The 26,660-nt window shown below is 55.1% G+C and carries 24 protein-coding genes; 17 read left to right on the top strand and 7 right to left on the bottom strand.

Going from position 1 to position 26,660, the window contains the following annotated elements:
- Positions 1-8: 8 nt before the first annotated feature.
- The 7 genes from DA718_RS06245 (at position 9) to DA718_RS06215 (ending at position 6,446) form a co-directional block, all read left to right on the top strand.
- Positions 9-1,331, top strand: a complete 1,323-nt coding sequence (locus DA718_RS06245; protein WP_112213800.1) for a PTS sugar transporter subunit IIC — start codon at positions 9-11, stop codon at positions 1,329-1,331.
- A 23-nt stretch (positions 1,332-1,354) separates the two neighbouring features.
- Positions 1,355-1,669, top strand: coding sequence for a PTS lactose/cellobiose transporter subunit IIA (locus DA718_RS06240; protein WP_110275792.1), 315 nt, complete (start codon positions 1,355-1,357; stop codon positions 1,667-1,669).
- Positions 1,670-1,890: 221 nt separating this feature from the next.
- Positions 1,891-2,853, top strand: coding sequence for a LacI family DNA-binding transcriptional regulator (locus DA718_RS06235; protein WP_112213801.1), 963 nt, complete (start codon positions 1,891-1,893; stop codon positions 2,851-2,853).
- Between the two features lie 176 nt (positions 2,854-3,029).
- Positions 3,030-3,947: a metal ABC transporter substrate-binding protein gene (locus DA718_RS06230; protein ID WP_112213802.1), complete on the top strand. Its 918-nt coding sequence runs from the start codon at positions 3,030-3,032 to the stop codon at positions 3,945-3,947.
- Positions 3,944-4,765 carry a manganese/iron ABC transporter ATP-binding protein gene (locus DA718_RS06225; protein WP_112213803.1) on the top strand — a complete coding sequence of 274 codons (822 nt, stop codon included), beginning with the start codon at positions 3,944-3,946 and terminating at the stop codon, positions 4,763-4,765. Before DA718_RS06230 ends, DA718_RS06225 begins: the two co-directional genes overlap by 4 nt.
- Entirely contained in the window at positions 4,762-5,610 is an 849-nt protein-coding gene (sitC, locus tag DA718_RS06220) for an iron/manganese ABC transporter permease subunit SitC (RefSeq protein WP_110275796.1), read from the top strand. Before DA718_RS06225 ends, sitC begins: the two co-directional genes overlap by 4 nt.
- A complete protein-coding gene (locus DA718_RS06215; protein WP_112213804.1) occupies positions 5,604-6,446 on the top strand; it encodes a metal ABC transporter permease in 843 nt (280 codons plus the stop codon). The genes sitC and DA718_RS06215 overlap by 7 nt, the downstream gene beginning before the upstream one ends.
- A gap of 123 nt (positions 6,447-6,569) precedes the next feature.
- On the opposite strand, the gene DA718_RS06210 is transcribed toward DA718_RS06215, so the two are convergent.
- Together DA718_RS06210 and DA718_RS06205 are read right to left on the bottom strand one after the other, a co-directional pair.
- Positions 6,570-6,914, bottom strand: coding sequence for a nitrous oxide-stimulated promoter family protein (locus DA718_RS06210; RefSeq protein WP_112213805.1), 345 nt, complete (start codon positions 6,912-6,914; stop codon positions 6,570-6,572).
- Between the two features lie 77 nt (positions 6,915-6,991).
- Positions 6,992-7,276, bottom strand: a complete 285-nt coding sequence (locus tag DA718_RS06205) for an Rdx family protein (RefSeq protein ID WP_110275799.1) — start codon at positions 7,274-7,276, stop codon at positions 6,992-6,994.
- Between the two features lie 228 nt (positions 7,277-7,504).
- Between DA718_RS06205 and DA718_RS06200 the strand changes: the two genes are divergently transcribed.
- From DA718_RS06200 to DA718_RS06155, 10 genes are all read left to right on the top strand, one after another.
- On the top strand, positions 7,505-9,862 hold the full coding sequence (locus DA718_RS06200) for a TonB-dependent receptor domain-containing protein (protein WP_112213806.1): 2,358 nt from the start codon (positions 7,505-7,507) through the stop codon (positions 9,860-9,862).
- Positions 9,863-9,934: 72 nt separating this feature from the next.
- Positions 9,935-10,975 (top strand): hemin-degrading factor, encoded by a 1,041-nt coding sequence (locus DA718_RS06195; protein ID WP_112213807.1) that lies wholly within the window; start codon positions 9,935-9,937, stop codon positions 10,973-10,975.
- On the top strand, positions 10,972-11,790 hold the full coding sequence (locus DA718_RS06190) for a heme/hemin ABC transporter substrate-binding protein (protein WP_112213808.1): 819 nt from the start codon (positions 10,972-10,974) through the stop codon (positions 11,788-11,790). Before DA718_RS06195 ends, DA718_RS06190 begins: the two co-directional genes overlap by 4 nt.
- Positions 11,790-12,785: a FecCD family ABC transporter permease gene (locus tag DA718_RS06185; protein WP_112213809.1), complete on the top strand. Its 996-nt coding sequence runs from the start codon at positions 11,790-11,792 to the stop codon at positions 12,783-12,785. Before DA718_RS06190 ends, DA718_RS06185 begins: the two co-directional genes overlap by 1 nt.
- Positions 12,778-13,557 carry a heme ABC transporter ATP-binding protein gene (locus tag DA718_RS06180; RefSeq protein ID WP_112213810.1) on the top strand — a complete coding sequence of 260 codons (780 nt, stop codon included), beginning with the start codon at positions 12,778-12,780 and terminating at the stop codon, positions 13,555-13,557. The genes DA718_RS06185 and DA718_RS06180 overlap by 8 nt, the downstream gene beginning before the upstream one ends.
- Positions 13,558-14,337: 780 nt before the next feature.
- Positions 14,338-14,886 carry a hypothetical protein gene (locus DA718_RS06175; RefSeq protein ID WP_130624350.1) on the top strand — a complete coding sequence of 183 codons (549 nt, stop codon included), beginning with the start codon at positions 14,338-14,340 and terminating at the stop codon, positions 14,884-14,886.
- Between the two features lie 208 nt (positions 14,887-15,094).
- Entirely contained in the window at positions 15,095-15,634 is a 540-nt protein-coding gene (locus tag DA718_RS06170; protein WP_112213812.1) for a hypothetical protein, read from the top strand.
- Positions 15,635-15,721: 87 nt separating this feature from the next.
- Positions 15,722-16,438 carry a fimbria/pilus periplasmic chaperone gene (locus DA718_RS06165; RefSeq protein WP_112213813.1) on the top strand — a complete coding sequence of 239 codons (717 nt, stop codon included), beginning with the start codon at positions 15,722-15,724 and terminating at the stop codon, positions 16,436-16,438.
- Between the two features lie 53 nt (positions 16,439-16,491).
- Positions 16,492-19,182: a fimbria/pilus outer membrane usher protein gene (locus DA718_RS06160; protein ID WP_112213814.1), complete on the top strand. Its 2,691-nt coding sequence runs from the start codon at positions 16,492-16,494 to the stop codon at positions 19,180-19,182.
- 72 nt (positions 19,183-19,254) lie between these two features.
- Positions 19,255-19,827: a fimbrial protein gene (locus DA718_RS06155; protein WP_112213815.1), complete on the top strand. Its 573-nt coding sequence runs from the start codon at positions 19,255-19,257 to the stop codon at positions 19,825-19,827.
- Between the two features lie 1,382 nt (positions 19,828-21,209).
- Here DA718_RS06155 and DA718_RS06150 read toward each other — a convergent pair.
- The 5 genes from DA718_RS06150 to fucO form a co-directional block, all read right to left on the bottom strand.
- The gene (locus DA718_RS06150; protein WP_112213817.1) at positions 21,210-21,866 is read right to left on the bottom strand and encodes a TetR/AcrR family transcriptional regulator; all 657 of its coding nucleotides are present in this window, start codon (positions 21,864-21,866) and stop codon (positions 21,210-21,212) included.
- On the bottom strand, positions 21,866-22,828 hold the full coding sequence (locus DA718_RS06145) for a hypothetical protein (protein WP_112213818.1): 963 nt from the start codon (positions 22,826-22,828) through the stop codon (positions 21,866-21,868). Before DA718_RS06145 ends, DA718_RS06150 begins: the two co-directional genes overlap by 1 nt.
- Before the next feature lie 340 nt (positions 22,829-23,168).
- Positions 23,169-23,489 (bottom strand): DUF6506 family protein, encoded by a 321-nt coding sequence (locus DA718_RS06140; RefSeq protein WP_221888543.1) that lies wholly within the window; start codon positions 23,487-23,489, stop codon positions 23,169-23,171.
- 66 nt (positions 23,490-23,555) lie between these two features.
- Positions 23,556-24,368, bottom strand: coding sequence for a helix-turn-helix domain-containing protein (locus DA718_RS06135; RefSeq protein ID WP_112213820.1), 813 nt, complete (start codon positions 24,366-24,368; stop codon positions 23,556-23,558).
- Between the two features lie 481 nt (positions 24,369-24,849).
- Entirely contained in the window at positions 24,850-26,001 is a 1,152-nt protein-coding gene (gene fucO / locus DA718_RS06130) for a lactaldehyde reductase (RefSeq protein WP_112213821.1), read from the bottom strand.
- Positions 26,002-26,660 lie beyond the last annotated feature (659 nt).

The raw sequence follows: 26,660 nt of genomic DNA, 5'->3' as shown, positions 1-26,660 counted from the left end.
GAAAGATCATGAGCTCTCTGTACGCTAAGTTGATCACCGTGATTGAACAGAAGATCACGCCCATGGCGGGTGCGATCGGCCAGCAAAAATATGTCACTTCGATCCGCGACGGCTTTATTACCGCCCTGCCCTTTATGATCGTCGGCTCGTTTTTGCTGGTGTTTATCTTCCCGCCGTTTTCCCCGGATACCAGCTGGGGCTTTGCCCGCGCCTGGCTGCAATTTTCTCTCGATCATCGCGACGCGCTGATGCTGCCGTTTAACTTCAGCATGGGGGTGATGACGCTGTTTATCGCCGTCGGGATCGCCGCGAGCCTGGCGAAGCACCACAATCTGGACTCGCTAACCGCCGGAATGCTGTCGCTGATGTCGTTTCTGCTGGTGGCCGCGCCGCTGAAGGATGGTCAGATCTCCACCGCCTATTTCTCCGGTCAGGGGATCTTCACCGCCATTCTGGTGGCGATTTACTCCACCGAGCTGTACGCCTTTCTCAAGCGTCACAACATTACCATTCGTCTGCCGCCAGAAGTGCCGGCTGGCGTGGCGCGCTCGTTCGAAATTCTGATCCCAGTGTTGGCGATCGTACTGACGCTGCACCCGCTGAACCTGTTTATCGAAGCCCAACTGGGCATGATCATCCCGGAAGCGATCATGTCGCTGGTGAAACCGCTGGTGGCGGCCTCCGATACCTTACCAGCGATCCTGCTGTCGGTGCTGGTGTGCCAGGTATTGTGGTTTGCCGGGATCCACGGAGCGCTGATCGTGACCGGGATTATGAACCCGTTCTGGATGGCCAACCTGTCGATCAACCAGGCGGCGATGGCCGCAGGGACCGCGATCCCGCATATCTACGTGCAGGGTTTTTGGGATCACTATCTGCTGATTGGCGGCGTTGGCTCCACGCTGCCGCTGGCGCTGATGCTGATGCGCAGCAAGGCCATTCACCTGCGTACTATTGGCCGTATGGGCGTGGTACCGGGCGTATTTAACATCAACGAACCGATTCTGTTCGGCGCGCCAATCATTATGAATCCGCTGTTCTTCCTGCCTTTTGTGCTGGTACCGATGATCAACGCAACGCTGGCGTACTTCGCGCTGAAGCTGGGCCTGGTGAGCCGCGTGGTGTCGATGACGCCGTGGACGACGCCGGCCCCTATCGGTGCCTCCTGGGCGGCGAACTGGAGCTTTAGCCCGGTGATCATGTGCCTGATTTGTATGGCGACAGCGATGGTGATGTATCTGCCATTCCTCAAAGCCTACGAAAAACAGCTGATGGAGCAAGAACACGCTAACGCCGCTGCGCAGGCCGAAGGCGCGCCGCAATCCGCATAATTCATACTATTCAGAGGTTTGTCATGGAATTAGAAGAACAAGTGATGGGTATCATCATCAACGCCGGGCAGTCACGTAGCCTGTGCTACGAAGCGCTGAGCTGCGCTAAAGAGGGCGATTTCGCCGCCGCCGACGAGAAGATGAAAGAAGCGGCGCATTTTGCCCGCGAGGCGCATCTGGTGCAGACGCAGCTGATTGAAGCCGACGAAGGCGAGGGAAAGACCAAAATGACGCTGGTGATGGTTCACGCCCAGGATCATTTGATGACTTCAATTCTGGCGAAAGAGCTGATCGGCGAGCTGATTGCGATTTACCGCTCGCGACCGCTGCACGCGTAGGGACAGGCAGCCCCTCTCCCCAAAAGGGGGAGGGGAAAAGCAGTCGGCGGTTGCATGTGAAAGGTTGCTCTCTTACCCTGGCCCTCTCACGAGAGAAAGGGAAAACCGGGCGGTGGCGCGGGCTGATTGCCAGCTCTGGCAAGCACTGAAGGCCGCCGGCGATAGACACTTTTTTCAGCAGGTATGCTAAGCTAGGCGAAAATATTCAGACAGAAAATGCCATGCCAACCATTGATGATGTTTCAAGATTAGCGAATGTCTCCCGAGCGACAGTATCCCGCGTGCTGACCGGCACCAGGGGCGTGCGTGAAGAGAGCCGGGAAGCGGTTTTGCGCGCGGTAGAGGAACTCAACTACCGCCCGAGCTTTGCCGCGCAAAACCTCGCCAGTCAGACATCCAATCACGTTGGGCTGGTGATCCCGGCGAACGATGAAAGCAGCGGCGCGCGCCTGCTACCAATGTTGTCATTCGCGCTGAAGGGGCTGAATAAAAACCTGATTGTGCAGTACGTGACGGATGCGGCTGAACAAGCAGCGGTGGTTGACGACTTACAGCGACAGTGCGTCGCGGTGGTGGTGCTCGGCGCGGTACCGGCAGATGCGCCGCGCAACGTTATCTCCTTTGACCGATTCAGTATCGCCGGGGTCAATAATCAGGGCTACGACTACGCTTTTGCCACCGAAAGCGCCTGCCGCTACGTGATTGGCAAAGGCCACCGTAATATTGCCCTGCTGACCGATAACGACAGCGATGACGCCAGCCGCCAGATGCTCGAAGGCTACCGCAACGTCCTGCAAAACTACTCCATCCCCTTTAACCGTCAGCTGATGCTGGCGGCCAACGATAACGTTGAGCAGGCGCTGCTGACGCTGATTAATAGCTTCAGCAAATATTCAGTGATTATCGTTAAACGCGACCGCTACGCTGCGGAAGCGATGCGTCTGCTGCGCGAATTCAACATCGCCGTGCCGCAGGAGGTCTCGCTGCTAAGCCTTGAGGATTCTCCCCTCGCCTCGCTGCTGAACCCACCGCTGACCTGTATATCCTGGCCGCTGGAGCCGTTGATGGAAAACTGCATTCAGCGCATCCGCTGCCTGATCGACGAGCGCCCTACCTTCTCATTCGAAGGACGCACGCTGACGGGTCGCCTGATCCCACGCCAGTCGGTGGCTGATTTATCTTAATCTTTGCCCCGGTCTCTCTTCTGACCGGGTTTTCCTCCCATATCGCTTTATTCCCATGCTAATCATTTCCCCCACATCTAAATAAGAATTATTTTCATTTATAAATAGCTTGTGCTATATAACATAGCAATGGCTATAAATGATGATTAATTAACCACAATATTATGAGGGACCTTATGCTGCATCTGCCACCTCTGAAGCACCTGATATTTGCCGCGACTCTGGCGCTCTTTGCCATCGCCCCGGCGCAGGCTAAAGACAAATTCAAAGTCATCACCACCTTCACCGTGATCGCCGATATGGCGCAGAACGTCGCGGGTGACGCCGCCGACGTCAGCTCAATTACCAAACCGGGAGCCGAAATTCATGAATATCAGCCGACGCCCGGGGATATCAAACGTGCGCAGGGAGCACAGCTGATCCTCACCAACGGCCTGAACCTTGAGCTGTGGTTTGCCCGTTTTTATCAGCACCTGAACGACGTGCCGGAAGTGGTGGTCAGCAACGGGATTCAGCCGATGGGCATCAGTGATGGCCCGTATAACGGCAAGCCTAACCCGCACGCCTGGATGTCAGCGGATAACGCGCTGATCTATGTCGATAATATTCGCGACGCGCTGGCGAAATACGATCCTGAGAATGCCGATACCTATCGCCATAACGCTGAGACCTACAAAGAGAAGATTCGCCAGACCATGGCGCCGCTGAAGGCGGAACTGGCGAAGCTGCCGCAGGATAAGCGCTGGCTGGTGACTAGCGAAGGTGCGTTCTCCTATCTGGCCCGCGATAACGGCCTGCAGGAACGCTATCTGTGGCCGATCAACGCCGACCAGCAGGGTACACCGCAGCAAGTGCGCAAAACCATCGACACCATGAAGAAAGAGCGTATCCCGACTATCTTTAGCGAAAGCACCATCTCCGATAAACCGGCGCGTCAAGTAGCACGGGAAGCGGGTGCCCACTATGGCGGCGTCCTGTACGTCGACTCCCTGAGTGCCGCCGATGGCCCGGTGCCGACTTACCTCGACCTGCTGCGCGTCACCACCGAAACCATCGTCCAGGGTATCAACGACGGACTAAGGAAACAGGCATGAGTCACGAGCTGCCGGGCCTCGCGGTCAACAACGTTAGCGTCACCTATCGCAACGGCCATACCGCCCTGCGCGATGCCTCGTTCAGCGTCCCGCGCAGCTCCATTGCCGCGCTGGTCGGAGTGAACGGTTCGGGAAAATCGACGCTGTTTAAAGCGCTGATGGGCTTTGTGCGCGTGGGCCGTGGCGATATCGCCATTCTCGGTCAGCCGGTTAACCGTGCTCTGCGCCAGAACCTCGTGGCCTACGTTCCACAGGCTGAAGAGGTGGACTGGTCCTTCCCGGTGCTGGTGGAAGATGTGGTGATGATGGGCCGCTACGGCCATATGGGCTGGCTGCGGCGGGCTAAACCGCGTGACCATGAGATTGTCGACGCCGCGCTGGAGCGAGTCGGCATGAGCGAGTATCGCCATCGCCAGATAGGAGAACTCTCCGGCGGGCAGAAAAAACGCGTGTTTCTCGCCCGCGCTATCGCCCAGCAGGGGAAAGTCATTCTGCTGGATGAACCCTTTACCGGCGTCGATGTGCAGACCGAAGCGCGCATTATCGAACTGCTACGGGAGCTGCGCGACGAAGGTTGCACCATGCTGGTTTCCACCCATAACCTCGGTTCGGTAAGCGAGTTCTGCGACTACACGGTGATGGTAAAAGGCACCGTGCTGGCTAGCGGCCCGACGGAAACCACCTTTACCGCCGAAAACCTCGAACTCGCCTTTAGCGGCGTGCTGCGCCATGTCGTACTGAGCGGCGCGGAAGAGAGGATCATTACCGACGATGAGCGCCCGTTTATCAGCCGCCGGGCGGCGGGAGGCGAAAGATGAGCTGGCTGCTGGAGCCGTTTGGTTATCAATACATGCTCAACGCGATGTGGGTTTCGGCGCTGGTGGGCGGGGTGTGCGCATTTCTCTCCTGCTATCTGATGCTCAAGGGCTGGTCGCTGATTGGCGATGCCCTCTCCCACTCCATCGTACCCGGCGTGGCGGGCGCTTATATGCTCGGCCTGCCCTTCGCACTGGGGGCGTTTCTTTCCGGCGGGCTGGCGGCAGGCAGCATGCTGTTTCTTAACCAGCGCTCGAAGCTGAAGGAAGACGCGATTATCGGCCTGATCTTCTCCTCTTTTTTCGGCATCGGCCTGTTTATGGTGTCGCTGAATCCCACTTCGGTGAATATCCAGACCATTATTCTCGGCAATATTCTGGCCATTGCGCCGGAGGATATTATTCAGCTGGCGGCGATTGGTTTTGTTTCGATGGCGATTCTGTTGCTGAAGTGGAAAGACCTGATGGTCACCTTTTTCGATGAGAACCATGCCCGCTCGATTGGCCTGAATACCACCGGGCTGAAGCTGCTGTTTTTTACCCTGCTGGCAGCCTGTACCGTTGCTGCGCTACAAACCGTCGGCGCATTTCTGGTGATTTGCCTGGTCGTCACGCCCGGCGCCACCGCCTGGCTGCTGACCGACCGCTTCCCGCGCCTGCTGGCGATTGCCGTAGCTATCGGTAGTCTGACCAGCTTTTTCGGCGCGTGGCTGAGCTACTATCTGGACGGCGCGACCGGCGGGATTATCGTCGTGGCCCAGACGCTGCTGTTTTTAGTCGCTTTCGTTTTCGCGCCGAAGCACGGGCTGCTCGCCAGCCGTCGTCGCGCCAGGGAGGCCTCATGCTGACCGTTCTGCTCGAACCATTCCAGTTCTCTTTTATGATTAATGCCATGCTGGTGGCGATTATCGTCGCCGTACCCTGCGCGTTGTTGTCGGTATTTTTGGTGTTAAAAGGCTGGGCGCTGATGGGCGACGCCATGAGTCACGCGGTTTTTCCGGGCGTGGTGGTGGCGTATATCATCGGCATCCCGTTCGCTATCGGCGCGTTTATCGCCGGGTTATTCTGCGCCATCGCCACCGGTTATCTCGACGATAACAGCCGCATCAAGCGCGATACGATTATGGGAATTGTGTTTTCCGGGATGTTTGGCGCAGGGCTGGTGCTGTACGTGTCGATTCAGTCGGAGGTGCATCTCGACCATATTCTGTTTGGCGATATGCTGGGTATTTCCACCAGCGATATTGTGCAAACGTCGCTGATTGCGCTGGCGATTGCGTTAATTATCGGCCTGAAGTGGCGCGATTTTCTGCTGCACGCCTTCGACCCGCAGCAGGCTAAGGCCAGCGGACTGCGCTGCGGACTGCTGCACTATGGGCTGCTGTGCATGATTGCGCTGACCATCGTGGCGACGCTAAAAGCGGTGGGGATTATTCTGTCGATTTCGCTGCTGATAGCGCCGGGGGCGATAGCCCTGCTGCTGACGCGGCGTTTTGTCAGCGCCCTGCTGCTGGCGGTGGCAATTGCGGTCTGCTGTTCGCTGGGCGGCGTATGGGTGTCGTTTTATCTCGATAGCGCTCCTGCGCCAACCATTGTGGTGCTATTTACCGCCCTGTTCGTTATTACGTTTATCTGGACGTCGGTTCGCGATAGTCAAACCCAGGCGGCCCCGGATCGCGGCTAGCGCCTTACCCGGGCTACCTGTCTGGCATTCTTCCCGGAGGCGGCGCGTTGCGCCTGTCCGGGCTACCTCTACCCCAGGACGTAGCCCGGACAGATGCGCAGCATCGCCTCCGGGGAAAAGTCGCTATTTTTTGGGTCGGTATTTTTCCGGTAACTCCGGCACCGGGCGCCTGTCATCAATCAAATGGCGGATGGTCAGAATCGGGTGCCGCCAGAGCATCCTCGGCCCCGCCCAGCGCATAATCTGCTTCATCTCTTCACGTTTGGCAGGCTGATAGCAGTGCACCGGGCACTGCTTGCAGGCCGGCTTTTCTTCACCAAATACGCACTTCTCCAGCCGCTTGTCGGCATAGGCGTTGAGCGCCTGATAATGTTCCGCATCTTCACGGGCATCCGGGCAGCGGCGCTGATAGAGCGTAATCATGCTGCTAATGGTCTTTTTTTCCCGCGCAATACGTTTGCCCGCCATTGCCTGTTCCTCACCAATAAAGATGCATTAATAATACACATTTAAAGGAGACGATGCAGCCCGATACTCCTTGAGGATTATGCCGGCTTGTCCACGTGCCCCAGCGGTTTCTCCGGGAAGCAAACGTCGCGAACCCGACGCTTCAGCTCCGCCGCATCGGGGAAACCACCATCCTGCTTGCGCTCCCAAATTTGCACATCATCAACGGTCACCACGAAGATCCCCCCGGTTCCCGGCACCAGGGTCACTGAGCCAATATCGGTGCTGAAACTATGCAGTAGTTCCTGGGCCATCCAGCTGGCGCGCAGCATCCAGTTGCACTGCGAACAGTAGGTAATGGTAATAGCGGCTTTGTGACTCATCGGTTTCTCGCTGTCAGTAAAAGGATGAATTGTAAACAACTTGCAGATTAATTGAGGAATAAATGATTATTTTGTTGCAAACGATAATACCTATCATTACCATTCTCAATCAATAAATGCGACATATACATATGGATTATCGATCGTCCGCAAAGGAATAACGGGACACACCTGCACTCTGGAAGTAACGCGTGAGCCGATACTAATAATTATCAAGGCGTGGCTACTATGTATAACTCCACTCAATCAACAGCATGGTTTAAGAAAAGCCTGCTGGTGACTTCTTTGCTTGCAGCAATCTATCAGACCTCCGCCGGGGCGGCTGATACCACCAACGATTCATCATCCGACGATAGTTCAGAACAGATGACCGTGACCGCGCCAGCCCCCGTGCTGAAAGCGGGCAGCGAGCATTCCATCAGCGCTCAGGAACTGCAGGATAAAGGGGCCAACGACTTTGGCTCCATCATGCGCTACGAACCGCTGATTAGCGCAACCGGCGCCAGCGGCGGTTCCGGCAACGGCAAAAGCGGCTTCGACCGGGGCGGTTATACCGGCTACAACATTCGCGGCATGGAGAGCAACCGCGTCGGTATCGACGTCGACGGCATCGCCCAGCCGAACGCCACCGGGCGCAGCTACGCCAGCCGCGCGGGCCTCAATACTTTCGGGATGGGCCGCGACTATATTGACCCGTACATGTACGGCAGCATCGATATTCAGTCCGGAGCCACCTCAACCGAGACCGCCAACAGCTCCATCGGCGGCAATGTCTCCTTCCGCCCGAAATCGGCAGATGACTATCTGCATCCGGGCAAAACCAGCGCCTTCGGCTACCGCAGCGGCTACAACTCAGCAGACCGCAGCTGGCACAACGGCGTCACCGTCGCCGGCGGTGACGAAACCCTGCGCGGGATCTTCGTCTACAGCCGCCGCGACGGCCAGGAAACAGAAAATAACAGCGGGACCGTCGATTCATACCCGGCTAACTGGCACTCCGACGCCTTTTTAGCCTCCGGGATCTGGCAGCCGAATGACGAACATAAGCTGACCAGCACCTTCGATTACTACCATAAAACCAACCACACCCATTACGATGCCTGGGACTCCAGCGGTAACAGCGTTATCGGCACCTCTAACCAGACCAGCCAGACCCGCCGCTGGGGCCTGAGCCTGAAAGATGACTGGACGCCGATGAATGACTATATCGACAGCGTCTCGACCAAAGTCTACTACCAGCATACTGAGTCCCATGACTGGACATATATGCCGGACAGCATCACCCGTGCGATGCAAACGGTAAGCTCCGACTACGATACCGATACCTGGGGTATTCAGAGCGCGCTGGCGAAATCCATTGGCCGCCACGATCTGAGCGCCGGCTTTAACGCCAGCACCACCAAAACCCAGCGGCCATTAACCCAGTCTCCAACCCCGAGCGCCTTTAGCGAAATCATGCAGCCGGACGCTGACAGCCGAGGCTATATCGTTGCAGGCTTCATGCAGGACAAGATTAACTTTGACCTCGACAGCCATAACTTTGCCGTCATCCCGGGCATTCGCGTAGTGCATCAGTCGACTAAGCCGGAGGACGTCTCTGACCTGGCCAACAACAGCAGCGTACTGACCGGTTCTGCCGTCTCAAATCTGTACGGCAAGAACTCCGATACCCAGGCGCTGCCGTCGCTGGCCTTCCAGTACGATATCGCTCCGCGCCTGATGACTTACCTGCAGTACCAGCGCGGGGCGCAGTTCCCGAACGCCAGCCAGCTGTATGGATCCTGGAACCTCGGCTCCAGCTACGCCGGACGCGCACAGTACGCGCTGATCGGTAATACCGATCTGAAAACCGAAACCAGCGATAACTTCGAGTGGGGGATGAAGGGCGAAGTCACCGAAGGCATCACCATGCGCACCGCCCTGTTCTACAACAGCTACAAGAACTTTATCGCCTATACCCGCTACACCCGCGCCAATAACCCAACTCAGTTCACCAACGTACCGTCGAACATCTATACCATCTACCAGGCGGAAAACCGCGATAAAGCCTATATCTACGGCGGCGAAATCAGCGCCAAATTCAATTTTGGCACCTGGTTTGAAGAGGTTAACGGCCTGAGCGCCACCCTCGCCTACGGCTATAGCGAAGGGAAATCGAAATCCAGCTACAGCGGCGACAAGTACGTCGACCTCGATAGCGTCGCGCCAATGAAGGCTATCGTCGGCGTGGCGTGGGACGATCCGGCCAAAGTGTACGGCACCGCGCTGACCGCCACCTTTGTTAAGGGCAAACGCGCGACCGCCACCAACCGCGAAAGCTACACCAACACCGGCTCGGCGATTACCGATTCTACCAGCGAATATATGCGCGTTCCGGGCTACGGCATGCTGGACTGGACCGCTTACTGGCAGGTGGCGAAGAACGTGCGCGTGAACGGCGGCGTGTACAACATCACCGACCGTAAATACTGGGATTATCTGAGCAGCCGCAATATCGAAACGGCAACCAATCAGGATGCCAACGACAGAGCGCTGTCAGTCATGCCGGGTCGTACCTGGCAGTTAGGCGTTAACGTCGATTTCTGATAGGCCAAATAATAAGAAACCTGCTCCCCGGCCGTGCGCCGGGGATACTCATCGTCGAGAAGGATGTGAATTATGCAAAACACCCAACCGCAACATGCTCCGCTGTGGCAACGCTATCTGACCACGAAAGCACAATCTGCCGCAAAATACGCCCGCGATATCGCCGCCGAAATGGGGATTAGTGAAGCCGAGCTGACCGAAGCTCGCCTCGGCCACGATGCCGTACGTCTGATTGACGATGCGCGCGCCATTCTGGCGGCGCTGGAGGCCGTGGGCGAAACCAAATGTATCTGCCGCAACGAATACGCGGTGCATGAGCAGGTCGGCGAATTTACCCACCAGCATCTGAGCGGCCACGCCGGGCTGGTGCTCAACCCACGCGCCCTCGACCTGCGCCTGTTCCTCAGCCAATGGGCCAGCGCTTTTCGCCTGACCGATAACGACCGCCAGAGCATTCAGTTCTTCGACCCGCACGGCGACGCTCTGCTTAAGGTATACACCACCGGGAAAACGGACATGGCGGCCTGGAATGCGCTGATCGCAGAACATACGCAAGAGACCCCCACGCCGCTGGTCATTCGCCCGGCCGATCCGGTGAAATATGCCGATTCTGCCGACGGCACGGCGCTGGAAAACGAATGGCGCGCCATGACCGATGTCCACCAGTTCTTTGGCCTGTTGAGAAAATATAACCTGTCGCGCCAGCAGGCGTTCCGTTTGGTCAGCGATGACCTCGCCTGCCGTATTGAGAAAGAGGCGCTGCCGGGTCTGCTGGATACTATTCATCAGGATGGCAACGAGATCATGATTTTTGTCGGCAACCGCGGCTGCGTGCAGATCTTCACCGGCGTGCTGGAAAAAGTTGCGCCGATGCGCGGCTGGCTGAATATTTTCAACACCGCCTTTACCCTGCACCTGCGCGAAGATAGCGTGGATGAAGTTTGGGTCACCCGCAAACCGACCTCAGACGGTCACGTCACCAGCGTTGAGCTGTTTGCCAAAGACGGCACGCAGATTGCCCAGCTGTACGGTCAACGTACCGAAGGCCACCCGGAGCAGGAGCAGTGGCGCGCGCAGGTTGACCGTTTGACCACCGAAGGGCTGACAGCATGAAACGCTGGCTGATATTACTCACTGCGTTTCCGCTATTTGCCAGCGCCGCCGCCGAGCGGATTGTCTCTCTCGGCGGCGACGTCACGGAAGTGGTTTATGCGCTTGATGCCCAGCAGCATCTGGTGGCGAAAGACAGCACCAGTACCTGGCCTGCCGCCGCGCAGAGCCTGCCGGACGTCGGCTATATCCGGCAGCTAAACGCTGAGGGGATACTTTCTCTACGCCCGACGCTGGTGCTGGCCAGCGCCCAGGCGCAGCCTTCGCTGGTGCTGAAAAAGGTCGAAGAGAACAAAGTTAACGTCGTCAACGTTCCGGGCGGCTACGACTTTCCGGCAATCGAGAAAAAGATTGGCGTGATTGCCGCGGCCCTCGGCAAACAGAGCGAAGGTGAAGCCCTGCGCCAGAAGCTCCACCAGCAGATCGCGCAAATCCCTTCGCAGCCCATTAACAAGCGAGTGCTGTTTATCCTCAGCCACGGCGGCATGAACACCATGGTGGCCGGAAAACAAACGGCGGCGGATGGAGCCATCCGGGCCGCCGGATTGCAGAATGCGATGCAGGACTTCGACCATTATCGCAGTATGTCCCAGGAAGGCGTTATCGCAAGCCGACCGGACCTGGTGGTGATCTCTGCCGATGGCCTGAAAGGTATGGGCGGCGAAGCTGGGCTGTGGAAGCTACCAGGACTGGCGCAGACGCCCGCAGGGCGCAATAAGCAGGTGCAGGTTATTGATGATATGGCTCTGCTCGGCTTTGGCCCGCGCACGCCGCAGGCGGTGCTTGCGCTACGGCAAAAAGCGGAGCAGTTGCCCTGATGCGTTGCCACCTTACTCGTCATCTGTGGTTAATGACGCTGCTGCTGGTCATCCTCACGCTATTGGCCACGACCCTTGGGGCGATGCGCCTGCCGCTGGCCAGCCTGCTGCCTTCCGGCGATGAGATCCTGAGAAACATCTGGCTGACCATTCGTCTGCCGCGAGTGCTGCTGGCGCTGCTGGTCGGTAGCGCGCTGGCGCTCTCCGGCTGCGTGATGCAGGGGTTGTTCCGCAATCCGCTTGCCGACCCGGGGCTTTTAGGTATCAGCAGCGGTGCGGCGCTGGCGGTAGCCTGCTGGCTGGTGCTGCCCCTGTCGGTACCGGTTCTTGTGGCGCTGTATGCTCCGATGTTGGCGGCGTTTATCGGCAGCATGGCGGTGATGGTGGTGATTTTTATCCTCAGCCGGGCGGGAGACGCTTCGCTCTCGCGCCTGCTGCTGGTCGGCATCGCGATTAACGCCCTTTGCAGCGCGCTGGTCGGGGTGCTGGCGTGGATAAGCAACGATGCCCAATTGCGCCAGCTTTCCCTGTGGGGCATGGGCAGCCTCGGCCAGGCGGAGTGGTCCACTCTGCTGGTGGCGGCCACGCTGATAATCCCGGCGTCTATCTTGATATGGGCGATGGCTTCACGCCTTAATCTGCTGCAATTGGGTGATGAAGAGGCGCATTACCTCGGCGTTAACGTTCGCGCCCTACAGCGGCTATTGCTGCTGTGCAGCGCCCTACTGGTGGCGTCGGCGGTGGCCATCAGCGGTATTATTGGCTTTATTGGCCTGGTGGTACCGCATCTGATGCGGATGTGGCTGGGGCCGGACCATCGCGGCCTGATCCCCGGTTCACTGCTGTGTGGCGCGATTTTGCTGCTGCTGGCTGATACGCTGGCGCGCACCGTCGCCGCGCCCGCCGAGATGCCGGTTGGTCTGTTGACCAGCGTGCTCGGCGCGCCGTGGTTCCTGTGGCTGATTTTCCGTCGGGAGAGAGAAACGCATGGATAACCGTTATAGCGCGCGTTCGCTTTCGCTGCGCATGGGTAAGCGCCAGATTATTAATGATGTCTCTCTCCAGCTGCGCGGCGGTGAGATGACGGCGCTGATTGGCCCCAACGGCGCGGGTAAATCGACCCTGCTGCGCCTGTTAACCGGTTTTTTAACGCCGGACAGCGGTGAACGGTTGGTGGAAGGCCGCCCGTTGGAAGCCTGGTCGGCAGACGCACTCTCCCGCCGCCGGGCGGTAATGCTGCAGCGCACCCAGCTTCATGCCGATTGGCCGATTGAAACGGTGATCGCCATGGGCCGTTCGCCGTGGGGCAGCACGCCAAACGCGGAGATGATCCGTCAGGTGATGGAGGAAACCGGCTGCGATCATCTGGCCGGGAGGCGCTACCCTTCCCTCTCCGGCGGCGAACAGCAGCGGGTTCAATTGGCTCGCTGTCTGGCTCAGCTATGGCGCGATGGCGCGCCTGAGGGCTGGCTGTTTCTCGATGAGCCTACGTCGGCGCTGGATCTCTATTACCAGCAGCACCTTCTGCGCCTGCTCAAGCGCCTGACCCGCAGCAGCCAGCTGCACGTCTGCATGGTGCTGCATGACCTGAACCTCGCAGCGCTGTGGGCCGATCGCATTCTGCTGTTGCATCAGGGGAAGCTGGTGGCGCAGGGCACGCCGCAGGAGGTGGTTCAGCAGCCAATTATTAGCCGCTGGTATGGCGCGGAGGTAAGAATGGGCGAGCACCCGGATACCGCCGCCCCGCAGGTGTATTTGGTGCCGTGAGCGAGTGACAGGTTTCAGCCAGACCTGATATGTCGCAAAGATCGTTCTCCCCCTACCGGAACGATCTTTCATCTTCGTCTGAAGACGCAATATATTCACCAGTATTTATGTTCACAACTATGTTTATGTGGGTTTCTTTTTTTCTCATTTACCGACAAACAAAAAACATGATCGGCGTCATAATTTAATAAAATATCATGACGTTCTCCCCACGTTTTATTGTAAATGCAATGTGAAGTTTGCAAATAATATTCCTAATAAAAAAACGAATCGTCCTGGTATAATTTCATTCCTGATAAGGTTAATTCGTCAGAAACATGACGCTGGTGAAACAGGGAGAGATATACATTCTGCATCACTCGCTTTTTCCGAGCAATATTTCACTGCATAACCTGTAATTAATGAAGCAATAAACTAGCTTGATTTGTCTTTACAGTTTTTTCATCCTGTTATCATGGTAAATTTTTTGCCCTGTTCTTCCTTTATTGTCATTTTTCTTATGTTTTTCCTTACATTACTGCCGATGAGAAAATTCTTACCTCCTGTAACAGATAGTTAATCACATGAATTAATTAAAAATATCAGCAATAGTATGCGACGATCGATGCGTTACTTTTGATAGCTATGTTCTATTTAATATTGTCTTTCGATAGTTTTAAACGATTGTAAATGAATTTTTCACAATGCTTTAATTCAGGAAAGAAAAGGAATTCATATTAATCAATGTCCCGTAACAGGGTTCTCTATATAACCTCAGGGGTGAGGGAGGGATTTTTTAGTATGAATTATCACTTTATTTCAGATGACAGTTTCTTTCTCCAGGGATTGCGTAAATTACACTCCGGAACAGGTGTTCGCGCGTTCTTTTATAAAGTAAAAGGAATGTGTAGGAAGTATCCTTCACATCCGGGAGATGTGGTGGTCATTGCTGTAAGTAATGCCCGCCTGCGTAATCTTGTTATTAAAAGAAATGAATTTACCCACTGCCGTCTGATGATAATGCAGGATGTTCCAGTCGTTCCCCAGAAACTGACAGGATTTCCCTGGCTACTGCCCAAAAATATCAGCGTGGAGGCTTTTTTCTCAATTATCCAGCGGGCCATCAGAACATATTCTTTTCATGATGAGGTGTCACACCAGACGCTGGCGGTATTTGAACAACTCTGTAATGAGGATTCTCCGGAGAGTATTGCGGAGCATTCAAGGATATGCCAAAAAACAATTTACCGGATAAAACGAAATGTTTTCCGTGAATACGGGTTACTGAATTGTAATTCAGCGGGGGTTTTATTGTGCCGGGATATCCTGGAAATGAAAAAACCTATCTAAATGAACCGGAAAATAAATTAGCCTTATATCTACGCCATTACTGAGAGCTGCATTTTTTGTTTAAAAACAATAACATTCATGTTTTATATCAGGGCGAACTTTGTGCTGAATATAACCCATTGATGAATTGTCACTGAGGAATGCTGTCCGCTTTTTCGACTGAATTATTTATTCTGAAAAGAATGACTTTCCACCAGGGAGTAAAGAAATGAAAAAACGTATTTTATTCAGTTCGCTGTTAATCAGCTCCGCTCTGCTGCTTTCCGCCTGTGACGGTGACAGCAGTGCAGGTACTGCGCAAAACGCCACCAAAATCCTCGACGGAAAAGCCACCATGGTGCTGCCGGAAGGCTTTGTGAAGATGCCGCAGACGCTGCTGGAAACCAAATACCCGGCAGCCCAGCGCCCGCAGGAAGCCTGGTACGTGGAAAGTGAGGGGGGCAAAGTCTCCATCGCGTTCAGTGCCACCGCTAATGCGGTCAGTGAATCGCAGGTTGCAAAAGTGGCGGATGTGATGAAGCAACAGCTGGGGGCGCTCTCTCCGGTCCTGTCGGAAGTCACCGTCAACGGCAAAAAGATGAGCCGTATTGAGATGACGACCCCGGCGGCGGACGGAAAGATTTTCAACGTCATGCAGCTCTCCTCAAAGGACGGAAAACTGCTGATTTCCACCTTTAATGCCACCGAAGACCTGAAAGATAAATATACGCAGTCCGGAAAGGACGCCCTGTCGACGCTGGACTACTGAGTCTGACGCAAGAATACCGGCCGGTCTGCTTTCGTCCGTCAATACGACGCATCAGACCGGTACCCGGCCTGTGACTGAAAAGGTGAAATGATGTTAGCTACAGCTCGTTATTTACGTAAAAAAGCCGCAACCGGCCTGGTGGCGGTCGCCCTGGGCCTGCTGCCGCTGACGGCGGTCGCTGAAGGGGGAATATCCATCCAGGGGACGCGCATTATCTACCCTGCCGGGGCAAAACAAACCACGGTCAACCTGAGCAACTCCTCCAAAACCGACACTTTTCTGGTGCAGTCGTGGGTGGAAAATGCCGACGGCAAAAAGAGCCCGGATTTTGTCGTCACCCCTCCGCTTTACGTCAGTAAGCCGGAGAACGGCAATACCCTGCGCCTGATGTATACCGGCGGGCCGCTGCCGCAGGACCGCGAGACCCTGTACTACTTTATCGCCAAGGCCATCCCCTCCGTCAGCCGCGAAGCCACGGAAGGGAAAAACTCGCTGATTCTGGCCTCGGCCAACCGCATCAAGCTGTTTGTCCGCCCGGCTGGCCTGAAGCCTGCGCTGGCCGAAGCGCCGGAGATGCTGACCTTCCGCAAAAGCGGCGGGCAGCTGGAAATCAGCAATCCCTCGCCTTACTACCTGACGCTGACGGATGTGAAGGCCGGCAGCCAGAAGCTGAACACCTTGATGGTCCCGCCGAAGGGGAAAACCCGCGTGGCGCTGCCTGCCGGCAGCGGCAGCAGCGTGAGCTACCGCACGATTAGCGACCACGGTGCGCTGACGCCAGAAATCAGCAGAAGCGTGAACTGAGACAGGCTCTGACCTCTACGGAACAGAAACAGGACAGCAGGGAGAGAACAATAATGAAAAAGAATCATCAGGTCCCCCGTAAAAACCGGTTACCGGGGCTCACGCGGCAGCAGGCTTCCCTGCACCCACTGGCTGTCCTGATACTGCTGGCACTGCCTGCGCTGAGCCACGCGGAGATGTACTTTCCGTCGGCGCTGGTCTCCGGTAACCCCGACGAGGTCGCTGACCTTTCTTACCTGACGCCGGCCGGGACGCAGATGCCCGGCACCTATGACGTGGAGATGTACCTCAACGGTAACTGGCTGGCTGCCCGCAGCGTGCGCTTTGTTGCCGCCGACAGCGTGGCGGATACCGGCCGTGAGGTGGCGGCGACCGGGGAAAAAGATATCCGTGACACCACGGGTCTGATGGCCTGCCTGACACCCGATGACTGGCGCGATATCGGCCTGAAAATGGACGCCGTGCCGGCGATGGCTGCCCTGGCGGACGACCAGTGTATTTCACCGGGGCGCTATATTCCGCAGGCTTATACCGCTTTTGACTTCGAAAAAATGCGTCTTGATATCAGCATCCCCCAGGCGATGGTGAAGAATCAGCCCCGGGGGTGGATACCCCCGGAACGCTGGGATGAGGGCATCAACGCCCTGCTGCTCGGCTACCGCCTGAACGGCAGCAACAGCCACAGCCGCAGCACCGGAATGAACAGCAGCAACCTGTACCTGAATCTGGATAACGGCATTAACGTTGGCCCCTGGCGATTGCGCGATAACCGCACCTGGAGCCGCTACTCCACCACCGGCGGCGGCAGCCGCAGCGAGTGGGACCGCCTGAACACCTATGCCGAGCGGGCGATTATCCCGCTGCGCAGCCGGTTGCTGCTGGGGGAGTCGACCACTGACGGTGACCTCTTCGACGCCTTTTCCTTCAGGGGAGTGCGGCTGGCCACTGACGACAGCATGTACCCGGACACCCAGCGCGGTTTTGCCCCGCTGGTGAAAGGGTCAGCATTCAGCAACGCCCGGGTCAGTATCCGCCAGAACGGCAGCCTGATTTATCAGACGTTCGTTCCGCCGGGTGCCTTTGTGATTGATGACCTGTATCCGGTCTCCACCGGCGGTGACCTCGATGTGACCGTCACCGAAGCCGACGGGACCGCCCGCACGTTTGTGGTGCCGTACTCCTCGGTCCCGCTGCTGCAGCGCGAGGGACGGGTGCGTTACAGCATCGCGGCCGGGCGTTTTCGCAATACCAGCAACCGCTACGACGACCCGGAATTTGCCCAGGGCACCCTGCAGTGGGGGCTGCCTTATAACACCACCGCCTATGGCGGCCTGCAAATGGCGGAGAAATACCAGGCCGGTATGTTCGGTGCCGGGGTGAACATGGCCCGCTGGGGGGCGCTGTCTGCAGACTTTACCCATGCCAGCAGCGAGCTGGCAGACGGCAGCAGCCATACGGGGCAGTCGGTGCGCTTTCTGTACGCCCGCTCCATGAGTTTGCTGGGAACCACCTTCCGCCTGGCAGGCTATCGCTACTCGACGCGGGGATTCCACACCCTGGACGAAACTGCCCTGAAAGGGATGTCCGGCTGGCTGTACGACTACGACACCCTGGATGCGGAAGGCCGCCCGGTAGAGCGTCCGTATACCGACTATTACAACCTGTACAACACCAAAAAGTCGCGGATGCAGGCCAATATTTCGCAACGCTTTGGCCGCTACGGCTCGCTGTATCTGACCGGGACCCGCCAGAGTTACTGGAACAGCGACCGGACCACCGACTCGCTGATGGCCGGGTACAACGCCACCCTGGGGCCGGTGAACTACAACCTGTCATGGAGCTACAGCAAGGGCAGTAACCAGACGCATTCGGACCGCGCGGCCTATCTGTCGTTCTCGCTGCCGTTGAGCGCGCTACTGCCGGGCCAGCAGAAGATAAGCGGGCCGCAGACCCGGCTGACGGGTAACGCCAGCCGCAACAGTAACGGACGCACCAGCTATACCGGGGGCCTCAGCGGCACGCTGCTGGAAGACCACAACTTCGGCTGGAACGTCCAGCAGGGTTATACCCGCCAGGGAGACAACGGCGGTCAGGACGGTGGCAGCGGCAGCGCTAACGTTGATTACCGCGGCACCTACGGCAGCACCTCGCTGGGCTACAGCTACAGCCGGGACTACCGCCAGGTGAACTACGGCGTGACCGGGGGGGCCGTATTACACCGCAACGGCCTGACGCTGGGCCAGCAGCCGGGGACCACCAGTATCCTGGTGGCGGCACCAGGCGCGGCGGGGGTTCCGGTCAGAAATGGTACCGGGGTGAAAACGGACTGGCGCGGCTACGCCCTGCTGCCGTACAGCAGCGAGTACCGCGAGACGCGGGTTGAACTGGATGCGGGCGGACTGGACGAGCAGACCGAGCTGGAGGAGACCTCCGTGCGGGTGGTACCCACCCGGGGGGCGCTGGTGCGGGCAGACTTTAAGGCCCACAGCGGCGCACGCGTCCTGATGCGCCTGACTTACCAGGGTAAGCCGCTGCCGTTCGGCACCACCGTGACGGCAGCAAACAGCAGCGGTATTACCGGCGACGACGGGGTGGTGTTCCTGTCGGGCATGGAGAGCGAAGGCGAACTGCAGGCGCAGTGGGGCAGCAGTGCGAATCAACAATGCACGGTGCGCTACCGGCTGACGGAGCAGCAGATGCAGCAGTCCCCGGTACAGCTATCTGAAGTCTGTGTGCAGCGATAAGGCACAGGGGCTTTGATTCACCGGCGACCATGAACGGTCGCCATTAAAAACAGTAAAAAAGGAAAACTGACTATGACAATCAACTTCAAAAAAACGCTGGTATCCGGTCTGGTTGCAGCTTCTCTGGCAGCGGTTTCTGGTAGTGCGCTGGCGGTCTCAACGCCGGTCGATGTGCCGGTGACCTTTACCGGCACTATTCTGGATAACACCTGTGACACCGTGAGCGTGGGGGATGCCGGTATCGTTGCCTTCGGGACCATCTCCCAGTCTGATTTTGGCAGCAGCGGTATCGGGGCCGTGGGGGCAACGAAAACATTTACCATTGATTTCACCAACTGCGGTACAGAGGCAGACGATGTGGATGTCTGGTTTGTCGGTACAACGACCAACACCATCAATGCCCTGGACAACCCGACAGCAGTGGGTAACGCAGAAAACGTCGGGGTACAGGTTTATGGTGGAGCAGGTGCCGCTACGCTGCTGAAAAGTAACGATGTGACAGCAAAAGCCTCTTACACCGGTGCTCTGACTGCCGGTGGCACCGGCTCTGTTGACCTGGTGGCAAAAGTGGTACAGACCACCGCCACCACGCCAACCCTGGGCGCGCTGAACGCCAGCGGTACCCTGGTGGTGCAGTACCCGTAAGACGAAAACCCGGCGGCCAGTCAGTATGGATAATGCAGGGTTTGCGGCATTCAACTGGCCGTGTCGTCAAAGAAGGAAAGCGCCACCCAATGCCGGAGTCTGGCATCTGTGGTGGCGTTGTTTCTTCAGCTAATGGACTCAAGTGTCCACCGTAGCCTATAAAACGACTCATTTATGGAGAGAAAACATTACTATGAACATCAACTACATCTGGGCTTCGGTTTTTGGATCACTTATCGTCACATCCGGCATACCCGCTTATGCTGAAGATGTTTTTCTTGCAATAACTTCTAATCCTGGTGGTAGCCTCTTTACAACCAGTACTAGATCGCCACCTACTCTGAATAGTACGTCCATTCCATGGACGGACAATGCCATGCAAATTGTCCATAAGTGTTCAAATGTTGCTTCGTCGTCAGAGAGCTGGATTGATTGCCCTTCTGAGGTGCTGGAGAGGACAGTAAGCCAATGTACAGTCAATGGAGAGCCAATACCCGCCACTATTTCTGGTTTTACATTCGATGTATTGTGGTATGGAGACAATGTATCAGTTGCTGAGCGCCCCTATGGGGCTGTACGCAGCTACAGTAATTATGGTGTACGACCTCAAATATCTAATAGTCTCCCTGCTGCAGAACGAGTATGGACAGGGCCAGATGTCATTCAGGTACTATGTACGTTTGACTTTTCGGCTACAGGTCTCGAAATGAAGCAGGGGTATGATGGATATGTGCGGACGACTGAAATGTTGCTGCCTGTCAGCTCTAGTGTTTACGCTAGATTATCCGCTCCCACGCCTATGTATGGCATAATTGGGGAACCTATCTCAAGTACGGTAACTCTTTCTACACTCGGCTTGCTAACGCACACTAAATTGTCGTGGACAGTTGGGGAGCCTTGTAGCCGTTGGGCTCCTGAAATGTCGATATCTGGCTCTATTGGTAATTCTGTGCCTGCTGACGGTGAATCTCACATCACCATCAGCGGTGTAACAAACTCACTGGTGTTTAGTTTTAATCCGAACTCTGCGGGTAATTTTCGGTGTCTCGGCACTGTGACATTATCTACCCCATAAACTAAACTGATATAAGTGTTTTGAGTGATATAAAGACTAAGAAAAGAGATGAAATTATCTTAAATACACTAATTTTTTGAAGTGCAATATTAAAATGAGAAAGACATATGAAAATTACAACTTTTCATATCATGTAAATATAATTCAAGGTGATCGCGAACCAGAAATTAAACATTATCTATACCCTAAATAATTCGAGTTGCAGGACAAAACAGTTAACCGTTTTGAACAGTGCTTGCGCTGGCCCCGTAAGGGGTGAAGCCAACACACCTGCAACTTGAAGTATGACGGGTATACATCATTATCATTATGCCGATGAAGACTCATCCACGATCCGTTCACATAACCGCCCGAGGCTCTGTTTGATTAACTGCCATCCTTCATCTTCACGAATAGCAATCCCGCCGAAAAGACGGGTATTGCGCGAACGCAACATGAAGTACTGAATCCTGGCAAAAAGCGTGGTTACGATCAGATTCAACCGCTCAGTATCTCCCGGGTAACCTTCAGCCAGACGCTGGCTGATATCTCGCCCCCACTGTTCCAGCGAAACATTCAGGATATCGGTCAGGACGTTGGGCCCACTGATTTCCATCGCCAGTATCTCCTGAGTCAATGGTCGGGCCCGTAGAGCATCAATCGCCCGTTCGAGAAAGAACGAGAGTCGGGCACTGAATGGCATTGATGCAATATCGTGCCCGGCCAGTAACTCCTCAACCGATGGCCAGAAACCGCCCCAGGAACCAAATGCCCGCAGCAGCTCATCAAAACCACCAAAATACCGGTAGATAAGAACCTTATCGACCCCAGCCTCTCTGGCGACAGCATTGATACCCAAACCTGAAGCGCCATCGCGTATCAATATACTGCTGACAGCATTCAGGATTGCCGCCTCCGTTTTTTTACGGTTACGGGTGGTGTTTTCAGCTTTACGTCTGCTGTTATCGATCTGCCGGGAAGACATTAGATCGCCTTCTGCACCACAAATTCGCTGACAGACCTGCGTGGCGTGGCCCGCCCTCCTTCGGCATATCCTACACGAGCCAGCATCTGGATGGTCTCTTTTCCTAATGCCATGCCCAGGGTTCTGTATAACGCCCTGCGGTGTTCCTCCATCGCCGGATAGCGTTCCAGTCCCTGAGACATCGGCTGTAGGGCGATTCCAAGCTGTGTAGCCCGCAGATGAAGTCGAACAAAAGCACGCCCGGCAGCAATTTGAGCGGTACGAGAATTATCCGGGCTGACTACCCATACCCATCCGGCAGCGCTGGCGGCCTGCTGCTTCCCCATCTCCTGCTTATTTTTCATCATCGCAGAGTCCTTTGCTGGAAGACTATCGCGGGGAAACATACCCAGCATCTCGGCCAGCTCAGGTAAAAATCCCTCAATGGCAATACCATCGCGATGCTGTGCGATTTCCTTACGACCAATCCGAGTGACACCAAGCATTTCCTGCATAATAGCTGGCTGACTGATATCCGTCAGCCAGGCGTTAGTCGCCATTTCCCCAATCGCGACAACCTGCTGTGACCCTATACTGCCTTTACAGAGGGTTCCATAACAGGTTCCTTCCGTCAGTAACAGTGACAGTCGTTCTTCGGTTAGGGGCCTGTTATGAATGAAGCCGCTACGGATAGTTCGGCGCACACTAATATAAGGCAGAAGCCCATCTGCACGGCTCACGCCTTTCGCTCTGCGAAAGGCGATCTGGGCCACTGGCTGGTTGATGTTTTCACCCGAGGGAAACAACTGAATATCGCAACAGAAACCCTCGGCTCCTGCTGCCATAGACAGTAATTCCAGAAATCCGCCCAGCGAAACCATCGTCTGCCGGGATTCAGGATCGGCTTCAGGAAGCAGGTAGCGGGAGTTGGCATACAACAGCATAGCCGTACCAGAGGTCAGTTCGACCTTCCAGGGTTGCATATTGTGAGAACTGGGAGCCTGAGCCGCAGCGGCCAGCCACCGATAGCGTAGATCATCGTGTGGGGGAGTTTTTGGCCTCCCTGCACTCTCTTTGTTGACACATCCGCTCAAAGCAGGAAGGAGTAAAATGGAACATCCTCCCAGAAGGCGGATGAAATGACGACGCCCGGGTAAAGAGACCGACTTTTTCTCCGACAAAGTTTTCTCTCCTTGTCGCCTATCAGTAACTTCACATTGTTACCAATAAGTGACAATGTGAAGAAACAATAATCTGAAAAATTGCCGGTCTGCTGGCGCCTATTTTCACGTACAAAGCATAAATTACGCTTTTGGCAATAAATCAGGCTTTATTCTGGTCAAACAACATATCTCCGCTACTGAATTGCAGACCCGGATGACAATCAAAACGCACTACGCCGATTACGGCCCTGCCATTGACCGCCTTTTTCACCTGAGCAACACCTTCAATACCAAACCCGCCACACAGCTCTATGGCTGTAATATCCTGAGTGACCAGTGTGGCCGCCAGTTCGCTGGCTGCCTGATAACTGTTCACAGCACAGGTCACTACGCTGACGCTTTCCGTCACGACTTCGCAACGGTGAATATCAGCATTACCTTCCGGAGTTAAAAATATAAACGCGGCTTTCAATGTCATCATTATTCCTTTTCAGAACAAACGGGCAGGACCATAAGCCCTGCAATTAATGTGTCCTCCAAGGTTATGTCACCAGAGTGTGGGATGATTGTAAAAATGCGCACTAAAATTATTTTCCTGAAAAAAGCGTGACGGTGCGTTGCCGGTAAAATATCGGAAGTCATGGATAAAATGCGATTGGTCGTAGTAACCATATTCCAGCGCGCTCGCCAGATAATGTTGCTGTCGGTTAAGCAACAGATGACGGGTCAACTGCTCAAAACGGATAATGCGCTGAAAATGGCGCGGCGTGACGCCAAAATGCTGGCGAAATATCTTCTGAAAGTAACGGGTACTGAACCCGGAGCAGGTCACCAACTCAGACTGAGTCACCGTACTATGGCAGTAATATATCTGTCGGATGACCTCATCCAGCCAGTGATGTTGCTGACGGTAGTGGCGCTGCAACTGGGTTAGCAAAAAACCTTCAATATGCTGTATCCGTTCCCTCAGTCCGCCCGCTTCAGCCATTTTCTGCTCCAGATGACGTATTTCATCCCCCCAGATTTCCCGGGGATGAAGCGCAGTATCGATCAGTTCCGCCTCCGGACACGGGCAAAAATGACGCAGGGCACCGGCCCGGAAACGGACGGCGATAAAAGAGAATGGCGCGGTAGAGTGGAAATTAAACGGACAATCCCGGGGCAACAGCAGCGCGCTGCGGCTGCAGGCAGACTCGGGTGCGATTGCGCTGGTAATACCCACCGGCTGCTGATACCAGAAAAACAGCTCTCCCCCCGTTCCAGGCAACAACGGCGGCATGTTGGCTTCTTCCTGCCACGACCAGTAGCGATTAACCCACGGGCGCAGCGGTGGAGACGGTATCAGTGCACTCCATTTCATCCATGAACTCCTGTAAAACCTCAATCGGGTGTCGTTTTTCTTCTGCCATAATATCAATCCATTGCGGCCGATGTTGCCAGTACCGATTCACAAACGTCTGAATTCTCTCCTGCCGTTTCGTTATTTATCCATCGACTTTCACATACCATTTACCAGAACCGTCTTATCACCCGCGCAATGAGATAAAAAATGGTGGTTATAGCAAGAGGGGTTCCGGGTTTCTGATAACGTAATAAATATCCCGGTAGAATAACTTAATCCGCACCACAGAAACCGCTCCCAGAATGGCCAGGAAATACCACATTTCATAAACAAGGTCCGGACTGCTATTGCGGGAAATGCTTCAATACCCTATTTAGCCAATTCAACAACCTGGCATGTTTATTTTAAAACTTACATAGAGATACCGGACAGAGCTGTCCGGTATGTTGCTCTATACCTCATAGTCAATGTTTCCATCGGCCATGAGGCATACTTTCAATTAGAAGATCTGCCGATACAGCGCTTTAATCTCTTCCAGATTCGTATCGCGCGGGTTACCGCCGGTACATACGTCCGCCAGAGCTGCTGCGGCGAGGGCATCGATATCCTCCTCTTTCATACCCACATCACGCAGACGCGCCGGGATATTAACGTCGCGGTTAAGCTGCGCCACAGCCTCAACGGCCGCCTTACGTGCTTCGGCAATCGGTAGGGTCGCTGCCTGTTTATTTCCCAGAGCCACTGCAATGTCGCGATACTTCTCACCGGTAAATTCAGCGTTGTAAGCCATAAGATGTGGCAACAGCACTGCGTTGGCGACACCATGCGGCGTACCGTAGAAAGCGCCCAGCGGGTGCGCCATGCCGTGTACCAGCCCCAGTCCGACGTTAGAGAAGCCCATTCCGGCAATATATTGCCCCAGCGCCATCCCTTCCGCACCCTGCGCATCGCCCTGCACTGAGGCGCGCAGCGAACGGCCAATCACTTCGATGGCCTTCAGATGCAGCATGTCGGTTAATTCCCATGCGCCTTTAGTGATATAACCTTCGATCGCATGAGTCAGTGCATCGACGCCGGTCGCCGCCTTCAGGCTGGCAGGCATGCTGGCCATCATTTCAGCATCGATAATCGCCACAACCGGGATATCATGCGGGTCATAGCAAACAAACTTGCGTCGGTTTTGTACGTCGGTGATGACGTAGTTGATGGTCACTTCAGCAGCCGTACCGGCGGTGGTTGGGATCGCAATCATCGGCACTGCGGCATTTTTGGTGTCGGCTCCGCCCTCCAGGCTGCGAACATCGGCGAATTCAGGGTTATTAATGATAATCCCTACTGCCTTGCAGGTATCCTGCGGGGAACCACCGCCAATGGCGATCAGGTAATCTGCACCCGATTGTTTAAACGCTTCAACGCCCTGCTGTACAACCTCAATGGTCGGGTTAGGAATCACGCTATCAAAGACGCTGTAGGCCAGGCCGGCGCTGTCGAGGATATCGAATACCTTTGTCGCGACCTTAAAGCGGATCAGATCTTTATCAGTGACCACCAGCGCTTTTTTAAAGCCGCGCTTTTTGACTTCATCGACAATGCAGCTAATCGATCCCGCACCAAAATAAGAGGTTTCGTTTAAAATCATTCTGTAAGCCATTTTGTGCTCCCTTCAAGCTGAGTGTTTGATAACCATAATATTTGGCCCCACAGTAACGTGACTGATACGGACTTTTTATTATTTCATATCAAATAACACCTCAATTGCCCGGCACTCTGACTCAGTTAACTAACGTACCTCCCATAATATGGGAATTTAGTCCAACATACTGGACACCAGAGACCATCTTGCTTTAGATGCGCTCATGGCCAATGGCAATAAATATAAGTTACCGAAGAGTATTTATCTCGCATAGGATATTATTGAACTAGATCACACTATTTTCATTTCATGGCCAATATCAGCCTGTATAACAAAAGAGATGAAGCTGCGGGAATGCTGAAACGAACACACCGTAACAACTACTATAGATAATTATGGTTTCTTCTTGCAGACCCTCGCTCATAGCCAAACGCCCCCCTTACCCTGAACGGCAGTTGCCACGTTGTAAAAGTAACATATCGGAAACACAATCATCATTTCATCAACAAACACGTCTCAGGACTATTCCGTCGCCTTCTGCTGCTTAAAACCCCCTCATGAGAATTATCTGCCATTATTGATAAATACCCACTGGTATTTGAACAGCTAAACGACACTTATTTAAGGAGCGGTAGATACTCTCATTAAGAATATTCTCTACTATTTGCGAGATATTA

Origin of the sequence: Klebsiella huaxiensis (assembly GCF_003261575.2) — a bacterium.
GTDB classification, from domain to species: Bacteria; Pseudomonadota; Gammaproteobacteria; order Enterobacterales; family Enterobacteriaceae; genus Klebsiella; species Klebsiella huaxiensis.
Note: the sequence above shows the minus strand (reverse complement) of the source record. Positions and strands in the feature narration are given on the sequence as shown.